This is a genomic window from Thioclava sp. L04-15, from assembly GCF_002020275.1.
Taxonomy (GTDB): Bacteria; Pseudomonadota; Alphaproteobacteria; order Rhodobacterales; family Rhodobacteraceae; genus Thioclava; species Thioclava marina.
This window is the reverse complement of record NZ_MPZW01000006.1, coordinates 166,798-183,228: the sequence shown is the minus strand read 5'-3', so window position 1 is coordinate 183,228 and position 16,431 is coordinate 166,798. Positions and strand designations below refer to the sequence as shown.

At 64.9% G+C, this 16,431-nt stretch carries 17 protein-coding genes; 15 read left to right on the top strand and 2 right to left on the bottom strand.

Annotated elements, in window-relative coordinates:
• Positions 1-15: 15 nt before the first annotated feature.
• From BMI90_RS14115 to BMI90_RS14105, 3 genes are read left to right on the top strand one after another with little or no spacing between them, the layout of a single operon-like run.
• A complete protein-coding gene (locus BMI90_RS14115) occupies positions 16-783 on the top strand; it encodes a carboxyltransferase domain-containing protein (protein WP_078530127.1) in 768 nt (255 codons plus the stop codon).
• Positions 780-1,796, top strand: a complete 1,017-nt coding sequence (locus BMI90_RS14110; RefSeq protein ID WP_078530126.1) for an urea amidolyase — start codon at positions 780-782, stop codon at positions 1,794-1,796. The genes BMI90_RS14115 and BMI90_RS14110 overlap by 4 nt, the downstream gene beginning before the upstream one ends.
• The gene (locus tag BMI90_RS14105) at positions 1,793-2,551 is read left to right on the top strand and encodes a 5-oxoprolinase subunit PxpA (RefSeq protein WP_246831557.1); all 759 of its coding nucleotides are present in this window, start codon (positions 1,793-1,795) and stop codon (positions 2,549-2,551) included. The genes BMI90_RS14110 and BMI90_RS14105 overlap by 4 nt, the downstream gene beginning before the upstream one ends.
• 3 nt (positions 2,552-2,554) lie before the next feature.
• Here the strand turns inward: BMI90_RS14105 and BMI90_RS14100 are convergent, their stop codons facing one another.
• Both BMI90_RS14100 and BMI90_RS14095 read right to left on the bottom strand, forming a co-directional pair.
• Complete coding sequence (locus BMI90_RS14100; protein ID WP_078530124.1) at positions 2,555-3,481, bottom strand: ornithine cyclodeaminase; 927 nt, start codon at positions 3,479-3,481, stop codon at positions 2,555-2,557.
• Positions 3,482-3,490: 9 nt separating this feature from the next.
• Positions 3,491-4,741 (bottom strand): FAD-dependent oxidoreductase, encoded by a 1,251-nt coding sequence (locus tag BMI90_RS14095; protein ID WP_078530123.1) that lies wholly within the window; start codon positions 4,739-4,741, stop codon positions 3,491-3,493.
• Between the two features lie 305 nt (positions 4,742-5,046).
• Between BMI90_RS14095 and BMI90_RS14090 the strand changes: the two genes are divergently transcribed.
• The 12 genes from BMI90_RS14090 (at position 5,047) to BMI90_RS14035 (ending at position 16,293) form a co-directional block, all read left to right on the top strand.
• Positions 5,047-5,253 (top strand): hypothetical protein, encoded by a 207-nt coding sequence (locus BMI90_RS14090; RefSeq protein ID WP_078530122.1) that lies wholly within the window; start codon positions 5,047-5,049, stop codon positions 5,251-5,253.
• A gap of 120 nt (positions 5,254-5,373) precedes the next feature.
• Positions 5,374-6,177: a Flp pilus assembly protein CpaB gene (gene cpaB / locus BMI90_RS14085; protein WP_078530121.1), complete on the top strand. Its 804-nt coding sequence runs from the start codon at positions 5,374-5,376 to the stop codon at positions 6,175-6,177.
• A gap of 12 nt (positions 6,178-6,189) precedes the next feature.
• Positions 6,190-7,728, top strand: a complete 1,539-nt coding sequence (locus tag BMI90_RS14080) for a TadE/TadG family type IV pilus assembly protein (protein WP_078530120.1) — start codon at positions 6,190-6,192, stop codon at positions 7,726-7,728.
• Between the two features lie 5 nt (positions 7,729-7,733).
• Positions 7,734-8,243 (top strand): TadE/TadG family type IV pilus assembly protein, encoded by a 510-nt coding sequence (locus BMI90_RS14075; protein WP_078530119.1) that lies wholly within the window; start codon positions 7,734-7,736, stop codon positions 8,241-8,243.
• Positions 8,240-8,890, top strand: coding sequence for a TadE/TadG family type IV pilus assembly protein (locus BMI90_RS14070; protein WP_078530118.1), 651 nt, complete (start codon positions 8,240-8,242; stop codon positions 8,888-8,890). Before BMI90_RS14075 ends, BMI90_RS14070 begins: the two co-directional genes overlap by 4 nt.
• A 21-nt stretch (positions 8,891-8,911) precedes the next feature.
• The gene (locus BMI90_RS14065; RefSeq protein ID WP_168172792.1) at positions 8,912-9,820 is read left to right on the top strand and encodes an AAA family ATPase; all 909 of its coding nucleotides are present in this window, start codon (positions 8,912-8,914) and stop codon (positions 9,818-9,820) included.
• Between the two features lie 14 nt (positions 9,821-9,834).
• Positions 9,835-11,265: a CpaF family protein gene (locus tag BMI90_RS14060; RefSeq protein ID WP_078530116.1), complete on the top strand. Its 1,431-nt coding sequence runs from the start codon at positions 9,835-9,837 to the stop codon at positions 11,263-11,265.
• Positions 11,266-11,271: 6 nt separating this feature from the next.
• Positions 11,272-12,243, top strand: coding sequence for a type II secretion system F family protein (locus tag BMI90_RS14055; protein ID WP_078530115.1), 972 nt, complete (start codon positions 11,272-11,274; stop codon positions 12,241-12,243).
• A gap of 16 nt (positions 12,244-12,259) precedes the next feature.
• Complete coding sequence (locus tag BMI90_RS14050; RefSeq protein ID WP_245795055.1) at positions 12,260-13,255, top strand: type II secretion system F family protein; 996 nt, start codon at positions 12,260-12,262, stop codon at positions 13,253-13,255.
• Positions 13,256-13,518: 263 nt separating this feature from the next.
• Entirely contained in the window at positions 13,519-14,364 is an 846-nt protein-coding gene (locus tag BMI90_RS14045) for a helix-turn-helix transcriptional regulator (protein WP_168172791.1), read from the top strand.
• Positions 14,361-14,831, top strand: a complete 471-nt coding sequence (locus tag BMI90_RS14040) for a prepilin peptidase (RefSeq protein WP_078530113.1) — start codon at positions 14,361-14,363, stop codon at positions 14,829-14,831. The genes BMI90_RS14045 and BMI90_RS14040 overlap by 4 nt, the downstream gene beginning before the upstream one ends.
• 106 nt (positions 14,832-14,937) lie before the next feature.
• Positions 14,938-16,293 carry an SEL1-like repeat protein gene (locus BMI90_RS14035; protein WP_078530112.1) on the top strand — a complete coding sequence of 452 codons (1,356 nt, stop codon included), beginning with the start codon at positions 14,938-14,940 and terminating at the stop codon, positions 16,291-16,293.
• The last annotated feature ends 138 nt before the right edge of the window (positions 16,294-16,431 follow it).

Genomic DNA, 16,431 nt, shown 5'->3' with positions numbered 1-16,431 from the left:
GGCGATGCTGAGCCCATGAGCGATGCCCCCACGAGCGATGCCGGAGCTATCTCGACCCCGACGCCCGAGCTGCTACCCGCGGGCACGGATGGGATGCTCGTGCGGTTCGCACTCAGCCCCGACCCGGTCGCGATGGCGGCCGCGCAGGGTTTCGAGCGTGCGCTGGAAGAGGCCCGGCCCGCCGGGGTTATCGAGGTGGCGCCCGCGCTCGTCTCGGTGCTGCTGCGCTTCGATCCCGCACAGACCCGGCGCGCCGATCTGATCGCGGCCCTGCGCCCTCTGGCAGAGCGCGCGGCACGCGAGGCAGGTCACCTGCCGGACCCGATCCGCCGCTGGCAGATCCCCGCGGCTTTCGGGGGTGACAACGGCCCCGAGCTTGCCCCCATTGCCCGCCAGCTTGGCCTGAGCGAGAGGGAAGCGGCGGGTGAGATCTGCAAAACGGATCTTCGCGTGCTCGCGATCGGGTTCTTTCCCGGTCAGCCCTATCTCGGTCTTCTGCCCGAACCCTGGAACCTGCCGCGCCTGCCAGAGCTGGTGCCCTCGGTGCCCTCCGGTGCCGTGGTCGTCGCGGTGCGCCAGATCGTGCTTTTCGGTGCGTCCTCGGCAACAGGGTGGCGGCAGGTCGCACGCTCGCATTTTCGCTGTTTCGATCCCGCGCGGACCGAGCCGATGCCCCTGCGCGCGGGCGATGCGATCCGTTTCGTGCCGATCAGCGCCGGGGAACTGGCGGCGCTCGATACGCCCGATGGTTTGGGCGGCGCGCGGCTGGAGCATCTGGCATGAGCGCGCTGCGGGTCTTGCGCGCCGATGGGTTGATCTCGGTGCAGGATATGGGCCGCGAGGGCTATCTCGCCCAAGGCCTTTCGCGCGGTGGTGCGATGGACCGTCTGGCGCTACTGGAGGCGGCTGCTTTGCTGGGGGCAGAGACCCCGCTGGCAGGGCTCGAGATGGCCGGGGCAGGGGGGCTTTTCGAGGTCACCCGGCCGATGCGGATCGCCCTGACCGGCGCGCCGATGCGGGCCGATCTCGACGGGGTGGCATTGCGCTGGAACGCGGCCCATCCTTTTTTGCCCGGACAACAGTTGCGCATCGGCGGCGCGCAGGCGGGCAGTTACGGCTATCTCGTGCCGGGCGGCGAGCTTGCGACACCCGACTGGCTGGGCAGCCGCGCGGCACATCTGTCGGTCGGGATTGGCGCGCGGGTGGAGAGCGGCCTGACGTTGCCCTGCGCAGACGATCCCGCACCGGACCGTCCGGCGCGCGGATTGCCTGCAACCCAGCGTTTCGGCGGTGGCACGGTGCGGGTGGCAGACGGCCCGCAAACCGCGCTGTTTGACCCCGCAGTGATCGCGTCATTCTTTGAAACGGGTTTTGTGCGCGCCCCGCGTGGGAACCGCCAGGGCGTGCAACTCGATGCGGAGACGCGGTTTGCGGCGCAGGGGGCGGCGGGGCTGGCATCTGACGTGATCGGGCCGGGAGACGTTCAGATGACGGGTGACGGCGTGCCCTACATTCTGCTCGCCGAATGCCAGACCATCGGCGGCTATCCAAGGATCGGCAAGGTGATCCCTGCTGATCTGCCGATTGTCGCGCAGGCCCCGCCCGGAGCGCGGCTCCGCTTCTCGCGGCTGTCGCCCGATCAGGCCGATGCGCTCTGGCGGTCCGAGGCCGAGCAGTTGCGCACCCTTCGGGCCGCCTGCCATCCGCTGATCCGAGACCCGTCTGAAATGGGGGATCTGCTTTCCTACCAGCTCATCGGCGGTGTAACCTCGGGCGACGATCTGGAGAGGGGCTGATGCGTATCGATCTCAATGCCGATATGGGCGAGGGTTTCGGCCCTTGGAGCATGGGCGATGACACGGCGCTGCTCGACGTGATCAGCTCGGCCAATATCGCCTGCGCTTTTCATGCGGGCGACCCCGATCACATGGCTGCGGTGATGCGCGCGGCGGTGACGCAGGGAGTGGGCATTGGCGCGCATCCGGGATTTGCCGACATGCAAGGTTTCGGGCGGCGGCGGATGTCTCTTTCCTCCGAGGAGCTCGGAAATCTGGTCGCCTATCAGCTGGGGGCTGCACAGGCGATGGCCCGGCGCGCGGGCGGGCAGGTGCGGCATCTGAAACTTCACGGGGCGCTCTCGAACATGGCGGCCGAGGATGCCTCGATCGCGCGCGCCTGTTTCGAGGCGGCGCTTGCGGTCGATCCCGAACTCATTCTCGTGGTGATGCCTCTGACCGCAATGGACGAGGCGGCGGAAGCGCTGGGTGCGAAGCGGGCGGGCGAGGTCTTTGCCGATCGCGCCTATACCGAAACAGGTCTTCTGGCCCCGCGAGGTACGCCGGGCGCGATGATCCATGATGCAAGCGAGGCGGCCGAACGGGTGGCGGCGATGCTGCGCGCGGGCGGGATCGTAACCGGCTCCGGCAAGGTGCTGCCGTGCCGGATCGACACGGTCTGCGTGCATGGCGACAGCCCCGATGCGGTTGCGATGGCGCGCGCTCTGCGGGGCCATCTCGCGGCCGAGGGGATCGGGATCGCGCGCTTTGGCTGAGGCTCAGGCCTTCGAGGCGATGTAATTCGCGGTCATCAGGTCGAGATGCGCGCCGCCGCCATTCTTGAAGATCGTGATCTCCTCGGCGCTCTCACGACCTTTCGCGGAGCCACCGACCAGATCGTAGAGATCGCCCAGCACGTCGTCTTCCGAGATCACGCCCGCGCGCATCGGGATCAGCAGCTCCCCGATATGGCCAAGCGTTGTCGCGCGGCTGTCGACGAACAACCGTCCCTTTGAGATCAGCGCATCATCAGCCTCGCGCATGTCGGCCTTGTAGGCGCCGATCAGGTCGACATGAGTGCCGGGCCTGATCCAGTCGCCATGCAGCACCGGCTCGCGCGCCATCGTCGCGCAGGAGATTATATCGGCCATGCCTGCCGCCTCGGCCAGATCTGGCGCGGCAGTAAGGGGAATGGCGCTTTCGACATCCTCCACCAGCGCCTGCGCCTGTTCGGGGCGCCGCGTCCAAAGGGTGATCCGCTCAAGCCCCGGAAAGAGCGCGCCATAAGCCGCGATCAGCGAACGGGCCACCGTCCCGCCGCCCACGATCAGAAGGCGTTTGCTGTCGGGCCGCGCCAGAAGTCGCGCGCCAAGGCCGCTATCGGCGGCTGTCTTGATCTCGGTGACGAGCGGGCTTTCGACGATGGCGCGCAGGCAGCCATGCTCGGGCTCGAAGACCAGCATCGCGCCTTGCACCGTCGGCAGGCCAGCCTTTGGGTTCCCATCGAAGACGGTGAAGCTTTTGACGCCGTAGCCCAGCCCCGGCACATAGGCCGAGCGGCTGAGCAGCGTGCCGGTCGCGGGGCCGAGGAAGGTGTCTCCGATCTCTGCTCGCGGGCGTTTGTGACCTTCGCGCAGGGCCTCCACCGCCTCCGCCCAGTCGAGCCGGTTGATCATCGCGTCATAGGTCAGGGTCGGGATGCTCATCGTCTCTCCTTATAACGGGTCGAGCCAGCGCGCCTGGGCCGACACATCTTGTACCTCGCGCGCCTCGCCCGAAATCGCCTGCGCCAGCAGCTCGCCGCAGCCCGCCGAGGCGGTCCAGCCAAGCGAGCCGTGGCCCGCATTGATCCAGAGATTGGGATAGGCGCGCACCCGTCCAAGATAGGGGGCGCTGGCGGGGGTGGTCGGGCGAAGTCCCGTCCAGAAGGTGACATCGTCGAGATCGACCACATCCGCGAAATGGCGTTCGGCATAGCGGCGCAGGATGTCGAGCCGCTTCTCGGGCATGTCGCGATTGCGGCCCGCGAATTCAGCAAGCGCGGTGATCCGCAGGATGCCGCTATAGACGCCGACGGCAAGCCGCGCGGCCTCGTCGATGAAGGGCAGGGTCGGCGCAGCTTCGGCATCCTTGATCCGCCAGCTGCCGGAATAGCCCTTCACCGGATAGATATTGGGCGCAAAGCCCAAGGGGCGCGTGAGGTCGGGGGTCTCGATCCCGGTCGCGAGGATGACGTGATCGGCGGCAATCACCTCGCCGCCCGCGCGGATGCCTGTGATCGTGCCGTTCTGCCGCTCGAACCCCTCGAACTCGGTGTCGTAGCGCAGGGTTACATGGTTCAGCCGCCCCAGATGCGCGCCAAGCTCGTTGGTGAAGAGGTGGCAATCGCCCACGCTGTCCTCGGGCGCGTAGAAGCCGCCAGCGAAATGATCCGTCATCCGGCTCAGGCGCGGGTCTTTCGCGACGATCTCGGCGGCGGTGACCGGCTGGAGATGTGCGCTGGCATGACTGTCGCGGAAGGTCTCGAACTCGGCGCGGTCGGTATGCAGGTAAAAGCCCCCCGCGTGGCGTACGAGCCCGCCAAGCCCGGCCTCTTCGGCGACCACGGGCAGGCGCGCGCGGCTGAACCGGCAGAGCCGTGCGAGCCGGTCGCTATTGGCCCTATGCGCCTCGGTGGAACAGTTGCGCAGGAATTCCAACCCCCAGCGGATCAGCGCCGGATCGCTCCAGCGGCTGACTTTCACGCCCGGATCGCGCCCCGCGGCGGCGCGGATCATCGTGCCGAGCGCTCCGGGTCCGGCCCAGGCCTCGGCATGGCCGATCGAGATGATCCCCGCATTGCCCTTCGAGCACAGGTTCGCCGGCGCCGATCCGCGCTCGATCACCGTCACCTTTGTGCCGCGCCGCGCCAGCGCATAGGCGGTCTGGATGCCCACAACGCCCGCGCCGAGAACGACGACGCTCATGCGCGCCACCCAGAGCGGCGGGCTGCGATGGAGGAATTGGTCGGAAAACCGGGCATTTGCGGCCCCTTCTTGAGAGTCGCGGAGAGGCTATCGGCGCCCCCGAAGCCCGTCAAGCAAGCCCGACTGGCGCAAAGAAATGTGTCGTATGACAAGTAATACAACCTCAGGTGGTGTTTTCGCGACGCAGCACCGATGCGCGATGGCTTTGGCGGGGCTTAGCCTTGGACTCGGCTGCCCGGCACGTCTGGGGACACGGGGCCATTTCCGCCGGGGAGCCCGGCTTTGTAAAGCAAATGGAGTGCAAGATGAAACTGTTCAAACTCAAGACCCTTCGCGACCTGAAGAACGACGAAGAGGGCGTCACCGTCGTCGAATACGGCATCGCGCTGTCTGTTGCACTGGGTATCGGCGCGGCGATTTATGCAGGCCTTGCAGGTGACATCGAACTTGCGATGGAGGCAGCCGGGAAGGCCATGCCGACCACCCAAGCTACCGGTACCTACAACCAATGAACTTAGGGAAGTAGCGGTTCGAGCATTCTCGGAACCGCTGCACCTTTCATCGCGCTTGCTTGGGGCGGTTCGTTATTCGATTTGCCCCAAGCTTTTCAATCCTTTGAAATGGAGAGCGCCATGCGTATCGCATCCCTGCTGACCTTCACCGCCGGTCTTGTCGTTGCGGGCGGCTCGGCCTACCTGGCGCAGAATTTCTTCGAAGCAAAGCTTCAGCGCGAGGCTGCCGCCGAAAAGGCCGGTCTCGTCGAGGTTCTTGCCGCCGCACAGAGCATTCCCTTCGGCCAGACCATCGAATCCCAGAAGCTGACCACCATCGCATGGCCCAAAGAGGCTTTGCCGCCGGGTGTCTTTACCGACACTGCGGCGCTGCTGCCGGCTCAGGGCCAGCAGCCGCGCCGCGCAAAGGCCGAGATCGCGCAGGGCGAGCTGATCCTTGCCTCGAAGGTCTCCGGCTATGGCGAGAAGATCACCATCGTCCAGACTCTTGGCCCGAACAGCCGCGCCATGGCGATCGAGGTCAACGCCTCGAGCGGTGTCGGTGGCTTCGTCACGCCCGGCGACAAGGTCGACGTGATGATGACACGGGGTCGCAACGATACGCTCAAGACCGTCACGATCCTTCAGGACGTCCGGGTGATCGGTGTCGACCAGACCTCGGATGAAAAGGTCAAGACGCCGGGTGTCGCGCGTACCGTGACGGTCGAGGTGACGCCCGAACAGGGCCAGCGCCTCGCTCTGGCGCAAAAGGCGGGGACGCTCAGCCTGACGCTGCGCACGCTCGACGACGCCGAGAGCGAACCGCTGCCCTCGATCGGTCTTGCCGATATCCTGAGCGAACGCCCCTCCAAGCTCGAGCCGACCCAGGTGCGCACGGTGATCATCCGCCGCGGCACCGAAGTCACCGAGACCGCGATCAAGTGAGGCGCGGGGGAGATGGCACGTATCCACGACAGTATCCGGCGCTTTTCCCAAGATGAAGACGGGACGATCCTCGTCTTCTTCGGCATGAGCCTCGTGATCCTGTTCGGATTGGTGGCCCTTTCCTTCGATCTCGGTCGTCTCGGGAGTACCCGCTCCGAGCTTCAATCCTACGCCGATTCCGTGGCGCTGGCCGCCGCAGGAGAGCTTGACGGCAATTCCGACGCGATCTCGCGCGCCAATTCCGCCGCAGCGCTCGTTTCGGACACGCAGACATTCGGTGCGGGCGGGCATTCGCTCAGCTATGCCGAGATCGATCCCGATAATGCTGACGGCGCTGACGTGGTGAGCGACGTCACGCTCACCTACCTCTCGCGGCTGCCGAAAGATACCGAGACAATCGCGGATGTCGCGACGACCGAGCCCGCGAAAGCGGCTTTCGTCCATGCCGCCGTTGCGCGCCACGATGTCAGCGCGACATTCGCGGCGGTCTTCACGACACTGGGGGGCTTTGACGCATTCGACGGCAGCGCCGAGGCGGATGCCATCGCGGGGCTCGAAATTCAGGCCTGCGATGTGACCCCTCTGATGTTTTGTGTGCCCCCGGGATTCAAGGCTTCGGCCAATATCGGCACGATGGTACGTATTCGCGCGGGCGGGAGCGGTGCGGCATGGGGCCCGGGAGACTTCGGCTTTCTCGATCCCGACAAGATCAAGGTCGATGACGAAGGCCCTTGCGCAAAGCTGAACGGCGCGCATCTCGACGCTTGCTTGCTGGGGGCGCAACAGAGCATCACGCAATGCTTCAACCAGCGCGGCGTCGATACGGAGCCGGGCCAGAAAGAAGGGCTCAACGCCTCGATCTTCAATGTCCGCTTCGACATGTATCAGGCGATCATGAACGGGCTGAGCAACGACGAAGACTATGCGCCCGCGCCCAATGTGATCAAGGGGATCATCAAGAAGGATCCGGGGAACAGCTCCAACCAGAATCAGGGCCAGGGCAAAGCGAATTGCATCGGCGAGGCCGAGCAGGTTTCACCTGACACGGTCGGGTTGCCCCGGGACGATTGCTTCATGGATAAAAGCTGCGATCGCTTTGGTGATGGCGACTGGAGCGAGGGGCGCGAAACCTATGTCGCGACGAATTACGGCGCGGGTGTCGACGATCCGCACCCGGACGCGGTCACGCGCTACGATTATTACCTCGCCGAAATCAAGGCGGCCGCTGGCGGCGAGATCCTGACTGACCGCGCCGAGACGGGGCTGCCTACCTGCGCGCCTGCCGCGTCGAGCAACCCCGACCGCCGCGTGCTGATCGTAGCGGGGATCGATTGCTCGGCCGAGACCGGAACCGTGATCAAGGGGGCGATGTCGGACGTTCCCGTGAAGGAATTCGTCAAGGTCTTCCTCACCGAGCCGGTGGGCGAGGATGGCTCGACACCGCCCGTGATGGATATCTGGGGCGAGATCATCGGCTCGGCCAGCAATGGCGGGTCGGAAGATACGGGGACTGGGGGCATCGTGCGCGATGTCGTCCAGCTTTACCGGTGAGCGCGATGTGGGGGACGATCGCATATCCGATCCAAAGCCTGCGCCGTCTCTGGCGCGACGAGGAAGGCGCTCAACTGGTCGAATTCGCGCTGGTTCTGCCGATCCTGCTGGTGCTTTTCGCGACGATCGTCGAGGGCGGGCGGATGTTCCTTTCCTACCAGACGGTAATCGGCGGCGTGCGCGACGCGAGCCGTTATCTCGCCCGTGTCACGCCGCGCGACATCTGTGACAATGAAGACAGTTTCGACGGGCGCGGCGATGATCTGACCGATATCGTGGAAAAGGCCCTGACTGGCGAAAGACTGCTGCCGAGCGGCATCACGGTTACCGGCGTCACTCCGAGCCTGACCTGCACGACGGGTGATTACCGTTTCGGCACCGCCCCGGTCGTCAGCGTCAGCGCGGCTCTGAGCATCACCTTTCCATTCGGTGCGATCTTCTCCTTTGCGGGCGGGCAGACGCTGGGCACGCTCTCGACGAGCGTCGCCGATGAACACCGGGCTTACGGAACATGAGCGCGCGGCTCGCATCTCGCGCCCGCAAGGCGCTGCGCGGCTTTGCCCGCGACGAGAGCGGGGCGGCGCTGGTCGAGTTCGCGCTGGTGATCGGGCTCTACCTGATGATCTTCTTCGCGCTGATCGATTTCGGTCGGATGGCCTTTCATTATGTGAACGCGCAACGCGCGCTTCAGGTCGCGGCGCGGCTGGCGGCAGTGCGTTCGCCCGCGTGCGATGGCGTTCCTCCGATCCACGAACGCGGGGTTACGCCACAAGGGGAGATCGAGCCGAATTTCGGCACGAATTGCAACGCCTCCGACACGACCTGCGCCAATCCCGGCACGATCACCTGCGCGGGCAATGCCGACAATGGCACGGCCAAGGATATCTGGTCGATCGTCCAGCGCGCGCTGCCCAATGACGCCGAAATCGGGGATCTGTCGTTTTCCTATTCCTACGATCCCGACCTCGGCTTCCTGGGGGGGCCTTATGTGCCGATCGTGACCGTCAAACTGCAAAATCTCGACTTCCAGTTCGTGACGCCGATCGGGGCCTTCGCTTCGCTTTGGACGAGCGAGGAGGTCACACAGATATCGCGCGTGACCTTCCCGAGCCTGAGCACCTCGATGCCGGGGGAAGCATTGGGACGGGATGGGACGAGCTGAGAGATGAAGGGGAGAGATGACATGACGAGCGTGAACAAGCAGATGTTCCTGGTGGCCGATTCCGCCGAAGCGGTGCAGACCGAATCCGGGCAGCGCCGACTGAATTTCGCCGCCGAATCCGAGCGTCTCGCGAAGGGCGGTTCCGCCGCGCACGAGGGGCATGTGATCGCCGTTGCGCGCAGCCGGGGCGGGATCGGGGCGACCATGCTCGCGGTCAATCTCGCCCATCACCTCGCCACGATCGGCAGCACGCGCAAGAGCGGTCCGGCTCGTCGCGTTGCGCTTGTGGATCTCGACCTGCAATTCGGCATGGTCGCGGGCTTTCTCGATCTCGAACCGAGCCCCGCGCTTTACGATATGGCGCGCGATGGCGGCATCCCCGATGACACCTTCCTCGATCAATCGCTGCAATCGACCCCGGATGGGCTCGATGTGCTCTGCGCGCCCTCTGCCTTCGCGCCGCTCGATGCGCTGCGGCCTGACCAGCTGCGCGGCCTCATCGAGGCGTTGCAGGCGCGCTACGAATATGTCGTGGTCGATCTGCCCCATGCGCTGGTCGACTGGGTCTCGCCGGTGCTGGCACATGCCGGGCTGATGTATCTCGTGACCGATCTCTCGGTGCCCTCGCTCCAGCAGGCGCGGCGCCTGATCGATGCCTATGCCGAGGACAACCTCGCGCTGGAGATCGAGATCGTGGTCAATCACGAGGCGCGTCCGCTTTTGCCGCACCGTCACCACCAGGAGGCCGCGCGCGCGCTCGATCGCGAACTGCGCCACTGGCTGCCCGATGATCGGCGCGCGGCGAAGGAAGCCGCCGATCGCGGCCTGCCGCTGGGGCGTGTCGCGCGTCATTCGTCCCTTGCCAAAGCGGTGGGCAAACTCGCCCAGGATCGTCTCAAGAAGGCCGCCGCAGCGGCGCACGTCAGCTGAACGGAGGGAAAGACATGTTTCGCAATTTCACCGATCGCGGGTCGAAGCCTTCCGAAAAGGACAAGGTGATCCCTCTGGGGCAACACCGCGCCGCCGCCGGTGCCCCCGCCGATACGCTCGTGCTGCATGAGGCCCCGGTCAAGGCGACGCCCGAAACCGCTCCGGCATTCGAGGAAAGCCAGCGCCGCGCGCTCGAACTGAAAAGCCGGCTTCACGATGCGCTGCTCGACCGTCTGAACCTGTCGATGATCGACAAGGTCGTGCCCGAAGAGCTGCGTCGCGAAGTGGCCACGCTCGTCTCCGAGGAGCTGCGCGACGCCAAGACGCCGCTGCGGGCCGATCAGTTCAAGACGCTGGTCGACGAACTGCTTGACGAGGTGCTGGGCCTTGGCCCGCTCGAACCGTTGATCGCGGATCCCACGATCAACGACATCCTCGTGAATGGCTGCCACAAGGTTTTCATCGAACGCAACGGCGTGCTGGAGCGCACGCAGGTCCGCTTCCGCGACGAGCGTCACCTGTTGCGCATCATCGACAAGATCGTCTCGCGCGTGGGCCGCCGGATCGACGAGAGCAACCCTTGGGTCGATGCGCGTCTTGAGGATGGCAGCCGTGTCAACGCGATCATCCGTCCCTGTGCCATCGACGGCCCGAGCATCTCGATCCGCAAATTCGCCCGCCAGCCTTACACGCTGGAGCGTCTGGTCGGCACCGGCATGATGACCGAACAGGCGGCACATTTCCTCAAGGGGCTGGTGCAGGCACGCAAGAATATCCTGATCTCGGGCGGTACGGGCTCGGGCAAGACGACGCTTCTCAACGCGATCTCGGCGGCGATCGATCCGCGAGCGCGGATCGTCACCATCGAGGACGCGGCAGAGCTTCAGCTGCAACAGGAGCATGTGGTGCGTCTTGAAACCCGCGCCTCCAATCCCAACGGACAGGGCGCGGTGCATCAGCGCGATCTGGTGCGCAATGCGCTGCGGATGCGCCCCGACCGCATCATCGTCGGCGAGGTGCGCGGGGGCGAGGCCTTCGACATGCTTCAGGCGATGAACACGGGCCATGATGGCTCGATGACCACCGTGCACGCCAATTCCGCCCGCGACGCGCTGGGCAGGATCGAGCAGATGGTGACCATGATCGGCCTCGACATGCCTCTCTCCGCGATCCGTTCGCAGATCGCTTCGGGGCTCGACGTCGTGGTGCAGATCGCGCGCATGTCCGATGGCCGCCGCCGGGTGCTCTCGATCTCCGAGATCACCGGGCAGGAGGGCGATATCGTGATGATGCAGGACATCTTCACCTTCCGAAAGAAGGGCACGCTCGGCGATGGCACCATCGAGGGCAACTTCACCGCGACCGGCCTGCGCCCGCGTTGTCTCGAGGACATGATCGCGGCGGGTGTCGAGGTCGACCCTTCAGATTTTGTCGTGCGGGGGTGAGGGGCCATGTTCAACGGGATCGAGAATGACTGGTTCGCCTATCTGACCTATAGCGGCATCGCATTGGGCATGCTGCTGGCAGTAACGGGGGCATTGCATCTGGCCAGCCGCAGCGAGACACGCGGCGAGGCGAAGAGCCGCCGGATGAAGATGATCGCCCAAGGGCGCAATACCGAAGAGCTTCTTGCGCTTCTGAAGCCCGCGCCGCGCAGCGGGATCGCGGCGCATCTGCCGCAGGCGCTTGACCTCGCGCGCCAGCTGCACCGCGCCGGCATACCGATCTCGCCGGACCGTTTCGTGGCGCTTTGCGCCTCGCTTGGGGTGGGGGGCTTCGTGCTCAGCTTCGCGGCTCTCGGCCTGCTTCAGGCGGTGGCCGTGGCGATGGTCGTGGGGGTGGCGCTCCCGGCGCTGGTGGTCCGATTTCGCGCCAAGGACCGGATGACGAAGCTCACCGGGCAGCTGCCCGATGCGCTCGACATGCTCGCGCGGGGGCTCAAGATCGGCCACCCGCTGAACATGACGATCGGGGCCGTGGCCGAAGAGATGCCCGATCCGATCGGGACCGAGTTCGGCCTGATCTTCGATCAGGTGACCTATGGTGACGATCTGCCCGACGCGGTGCTGGATTTCGCGGATCGGGTGGGGATCGAGGATGTGGACTACCTCGCCGCAAGCATCGGCATCCAGCACGGGACCGGGGGCGATCTGGCCCGCGTACTCGAGGTGCTGGGCCGGACGATCCGTGGCCGCATCGCGTTGCGCCGAAAGATCAAGGCGATCTCGGCGGAGGGGCGGGCCTCGGCCTGGTTTCTCAGTGCGCTGCCCTTCGTCATGTTCGGCTTCACCAATTTCATTTCGCCGGGCTATTTCGGCGAGGTCGCCGATGACCCGCTCTTCAAGCCGATGGCTGCGATCGTGCTGCTGCTGGTGGTGCTCAACGGGCTGATCCTGCGCAAGCTGGTCACGTTCCGGATCTGACGGGGAGGAAAGAGTCATGCTGATGACACGTATCGAGAGCATCGCGCTGGAGCTGGGCATCGCGCCCGAGACGGTTCTCGCAGGGGGCATTGGGCTCGGGGCGCTGCTGGTGATCTGGGGGCTTCTGGCGGCGTTCCAGCGCGACCGGGCGGTCGAGCGCATCGCCGCGATCGGCGGGGCCCGCGCGAATGTCCGCGCCGAGCATGCGTTGCTCAAGGCACCGGAGGCCACGCCGGGGCGCTTCATGAAGGCCTTCGTGCCCGCCGACCGTCAGAAACGCAGCGCGCTTCAGCGCAAGCTTGAAATGGCGGGGATGTCCGATGTGGGTGCGTTGCGCCGGTTCACGCTTGTGCGTGTCATTCTCGGTATCGGTCTTCCGGGGCTGTTCCTCGGTCTGTTGATTGCCGCCCGCACGCCCGAACTGAGCCTGCCTTTCGGCCTCTCGGACCGTCTCGGCGGGCTGAGCGGCATGGCAACCTACCAAATCCTGACCGGGCTTGTGGCCTTTGGCTATCTCGCGCCGCTGAAATGGCTGGGCGGACGCATGAAAGAGCGCCGGTTGCGCATCGAGGAGAGCTTTCCGAACGCGCTCGATCTGATGCAGGTCGCGATCGAAAGCGGGATGGGGTTTGACGCTGCGATGACGCGTGTGGGCAACGAGCTTGCGAATACCTCAGCCGAGATCTCCTTCGAGTTCCTGTCCGTACAACGCCAGGTACAGGCGGGTCGCGAGCGCGACGCGGCTTTGCGCGACATGGCCGATCGCACCGGGGTCGAGACGGTGCGTGCCTTTGCCAATGTCGCCACGCAATCCTTGCGCTTCGGCTCCTCCATGGCACAGGCGCTCACGACCTATGCAGAGGAATTGCGTGCGATGCGGGAAATGCGCGCCCAGGAGAAGGCCAACCGGCTGCCGGTGCAGATGTCGGGCGTGCTCGCCTCGCTGATGCTCCCGGCGCTGATCCTGATCTGTCTCGGGCCGATCGTGATTCGCTACCTCAACAATGTCTGAGCCGAATCGAGGCGAAAAGGAATCGTTTCAATTTGCGAAACGGTTGGAAAAACACGCGAAATGCCCAAGTTTGTCTCGGCGCCCGTACTGAAATGTCTACCTGTGGTTGAGCAACTGTCTCTCAAAACTGCCCACAGGCTGCTGTGGATATCAATCCAAAGATTAGCTTAGGGCGACGGTGAAAAGTAGGTTACGCTGGGGGAACTCACACGCTGCCAAGAATATGTGAGTACATTATATAAGTCTTTGGGATGGTGGGGGCCATGAGGGACTATGCGATGGATCGGGGTGGGGACCCCGGTCAGCAACGCGCTATTGAAGCCGGCATGATCGGCGCAGTGGCGCAATGGTGCGAGTGTTTGCACGGAACCAATCCGCTGCGCAGCGCTCTGCGAATTCTGACTGACAGTATCGGAGCAGAGGCGATCGTGCTCTCGCGCTATGCGCGGGCCGGAGAGACGCCGACGCGGGTTCTGGTCCATGACAGGGCACGCTCGGGGAATCGGATCCCGTTGCAGCAAAGCTTCGCCGAACTCTTGCTGGATGGTTATCTCGACAAGGCCAAGCCGGGTTCGACCTGGTACGGAACGATGCGCGACGAAGAGCTTCCGGCCGCCGCCGCGATGCTTCTGGCCCGGCGCCAGCTGCACGAGTTGGTGGTGATCCCGCTCGAGGTGAGTGACCGCGCGATCGACACGATCGAGCTACATTTCTCCGACAAGCTGCGCCATTATCAGCAAGCGGTGCTGACGATCCTTGCCGATACGCTCAGCCGGACCTGGAGCAACCGTGCACGCGGGCTCTTTACCGAGGCGCTGCTGAAATCGGCTGCGGCGCAGGCGGCACCCGCCGTGGGTTCGCCCATCCTGAGCGCGGACAATCCCGCACGGCTCAGTCGCGCCGAGTATCGCGTCTGCCTGCTTCTGAGCCACGGCCAGTCACCCGATCAGATGCGCGGCGAGCTTGGGATCTCGGAATCGACCCTGCGCACGCATCTGAGCAATCTCTATGCCAAGACAGGTGCACGCAACCTGGCCGAGCTGACCTTCCAGCTCGTCTCGGATCTGCCATTCGAGCTCACCCGCCGCCATGCGGGACGGCTGGCATGAGCCTGCAACTGCTGCCGCTGGTCGCTCTGGCGCCGCTTCTGTTCATGGTGGCGTTCAGCGACCTGCGCGAGATGCGCATCCCTAACCGGCTGGTGCTGATTGCGCTGGGGCTTTTCGTCCTGTGCGCTCCGCTTCTGGGCTGGTCCGAGATTGGCGCGCGTCTGACCGTGGCGGGGGTGACCTTAGCGATCGGCTACGTGCTGTTCACCTTGCGTGCCTTCGGGGGCGGGGATGTGAAATTCCTGACCGTGCTGATGCTCTTCGTGCCCTCCGCTGCGGTGGCGCAGTTTCTTATTGTCTTCTCGGTGTCGCTGATCATTGGCAGTGGCATCGCGATCGGCTTGCAACGTGCCCCGGTCGCGGCGCGTCTCGACTGGATGACCTGCCGACGCAGGGGCAAGCTGCCGATGGGCATTTCGCTCGCAATGGCGGGGCTGGCGCTGCCTTACGTGCTTGCGATCGGCTAACCGCGCGTCAAAACTCGGCGAGAAATCAAGAGTTCTTGTGCGTGATCAAGGCGCATCCCTGATTTCTGTGTCATACTATAAAGATAGACAAGGCAGGGGACATGCTATGCGTGGTCACGATTTTCGCTATTGGATGCTCGGCACGGCGCTCGCTACGGGCGTGTTGATGAGTATGACAGGGGTGGCGCTCGCGCAGGATGCGGCGACACCCGTTGCGCCCGCGACAGAGCCCGCCGCCTCGCAAGACGCCACTCAGGTCTCCCCGCGCAGTCGGGCCGAGGCTTTGATTTACGGGCTCGACGGCCAGACAAAAGATGTCGCTGCCGGGCTTGCGCTGCTTGAGACTGCGGCGGCGCAGGGCGATCTTCCTTCCCAGACCTCGCTTGGAAACCTGCTGCTCTGGGGTGGGCCGCTTCCGGCTGATCCCGCACGCGGCGAGGCGCTGCTGTCGGAAGCCGCAGCGGCAGGCGACAGCGAGGCCAAGCTGATCCTTGGCAGGCAACTGATCGGGGGCTGGGCAATTCCCCGCGATCTGGATCGCGGCAAGGGGCTGCTCGAGGAGCTGGTTGCGAAGGGAGATCCAAAGGCCGAGGTCGCGCTGGCCGAGTTCTACCTTTACGGCACGGGACTTCCGAAGGATTGGGAGAAAGCCAAGGCGCTTGCCGAAGCCGCCGCCGACAAGGGCGACGGGCAGGGCATCTGGAAATACGGCGAGATGCTGATGTGGAGCGAGCGCGACCCCAAGGGCGCCGAAGCGATCCTCAACCGTGCGGGCGAACTGGGCGCGGGGCAGGCCTATGCCACGCTCGCGGAAGGCGCGATGTATGGGTATCTTGGCGGCGGTTCGGTCTCGCGCGCGAAATTCGAAGGCTATGCCGAGAAAGCGCGCGCCGCGGGCAACCAGCGCATCGAGGTGCTTGATGCCATCCGCCAGATGTGGGGTATCTCGATGCGCGCCGACGGGCCCAAGACCGTCGAGGAGTTGACGCAGGCCTCCAATGCCGGCAATCGCGAAGCCGCGCGCTATCTGCTGGGGCTTTTGCGCGATGGCAACGGGCTCAATATACAGAAGGATCGCGCGGCGGCCGAGGCATTGCTCAAGGACCATCCCGAGCTTTTCACCGATTCCGAACGCGCGGCGATGCAGTTGAGCATCGATGTCGCGAAGCGGCGCGATCCGAAAGGGATCGCGGCCTCTGCGGCTGTCGTACAATCGCGCCGCGCCGATCTGAGCCAGGCGGCCGCCGAGGATCTCTTCAAGGCTGCGCCGAACGTGGTGATCTACGTCCTTCAGGAGGATCTGAAGGCGAAGGGGCTCTATTCGGGCAAGCTCGATGGGCTGGCGGGGCCGTTGACGCTGAGAGGGATGAACAAGCTGTGCAAGACTGTGCCGGGTGGGCTCAATTGCACGGACGGCATCCTGAGCCGGAAAACCGTCGGTGCCCTTCTCGTGAACCCTTGATCGACAGATCCTGCCCGCGACGCAATCTCGCAGTGAAAACGGCGTGTTCACGGGCAGGATTGCTTTGTGTCAGGGTTATTCACAGCGTAATCTGGTAGTCTTGATATGTTTGAAGGGGCAAATACCTTTCAGGCGTTC

Bases quoted from the DNA above. Each gene is read 5' to 3' on its own strand.
- BMI90_RS14050 (WP_245795055.1), top strand. From the start codon at position 12,260: ATGCTGATGACACGTATCGAGAGCATCGCGCTGGAGCTGGGCATCGCG.
- BMI90_RS14055 (WP_078530115.1), top strand. From the start codon at position 11,272: ATGTTCAACGGGATCGAGAATGACTGGTTCGCCTATCTGACCTATAGC.
- BMI90_RS14110 (WP_078530126.1), top strand. From the start codon at position 780: ATGAGCGCGCTGCGGGTCTTGCGCGCCGATGGGTTGATCTCGGTGCAG.
- BMI90_RS14090 (WP_078530122.1), top strand. From the start codon at position 5,047: ATGAAACTGTTCAAACTCAAGACCCTTCGCGACCTGAAGAACGACGAA.
- cpaB (WP_078530121.1), top strand. From the start codon at position 5,374: ATGCGTATCGCATCCCTGCTGACCTTCACCGCCGGTCTTGTCGTTGCG.
- BMI90_RS14065 (WP_168172792.1), top strand. From the start codon at position 8,912: ATGACGAGCGTGAACAAGCAGATGTTCCTGGTGGCCGATTCCGCCGAA.
- BMI90_RS14080 (WP_078530120.1), top strand. From the start codon at position 6,190: ATGGCACGTATCCACGACAGTATCCGGCGCTTTTCCCAAGATGAAGAC.
- BMI90_RS14095 (WP_078530123.1), bottom strand. From the start codon at position 4,741: ATGAGCGTCGTCGTTCTCGGCGCGGGCGTTGTGGGCATCCAGACCGCC.
- BMI90_RS14100 (WP_078530124.1), bottom strand. From the start codon at position 3,481: ATGAGCATCCCGACCCTGACCTATGACGCGATGATCAACCGGCTCGAC.
- BMI90_RS14045 (WP_168172791.1), top strand. From the start codon at position 13,519: ATGAGGGACTATGCGATGGATCGGGGTGGGGACCCCGGTCAGCAACGC.
- BMI90_RS14115 (WP_078530127.1), top strand. From the start codon at position 16: ATGAGCGATGCCCCCACGAGCGATGCCGGAGCTATCTCGACCCCGACG.
- BMI90_RS14070 (WP_078530118.1), top strand. From the start codon at position 8,240: ATGAGCGCGCGGCTCGCATCTCGCGCCCGCAAGGCGCTGCGCGGCTTT.
- BMI90_RS14075 (WP_078530119.1), top strand. From the start codon at position 7,734: ATGTGGGGGACGATCGCATATCCGATCCAAAGCCTGCGCCGTCTCTGG.
- BMI90_RS14060 (WP_078530116.1), top strand. From the start codon at position 9,835: ATGTTTCGCAATTTCACCGATCGCGGGTCGAAGCCTTCCGAAAAGGAC.
- BMI90_RS14040 (WP_078530113.1), top strand. From the start codon at position 14,361: ATGAGCCTGCAACTGCTGCCGCTGGTCGCTCTGGCGCCGCTTCTGTTC.
- BMI90_RS14035 (WP_078530112.1), top strand. From the start codon at position 14,938: ATGCGTGGTCACGATTTTCGCTATTGGATGCTCGGCACGGCGCTCGCT.